The 255-nt window shown below is 60.4% G+C and carries 1 protein-coding gene; it reads left to right on the forward strand.

Features of this window, described 5'->3' with window-relative positions; all coding sequences use genetic code 11:
* The coding region (locus ACU8YC_RS28805) for a hypothetical protein (protein ID WP_446896486.1) at window positions 1–255 on the forward strand (255 nt) is incomplete at both ends.

A 255-nucleotide genomic window follows, 5' to 3' on the forward strand; every position in this document is an offset into this window, starting at 1 on the left:
TCTGAGGTGGCGCTGTACGCCTCCCTCTTTGCACAGAGTATGGATTACGACCGGGCGCTGGCGGGCAACTACAGCCAGCGCAGCACAGTCAAAGGTGACAGCGGCGTCTGGGGGCGTATTCAGGGCGGCCACATGGGCCATGATAATAACGGCGGTATGGCACACGGTGCGACGCCGGAAAGCAGTGGCAGCTATGGTTTTGTGCAACTGGGCGGCGATCTGCTGAGTACACCATCGCTGAACGCCGGTGTGTAT

Source organism: Citrobacter sp. VF227 (genome assembly GCF_052950715.1).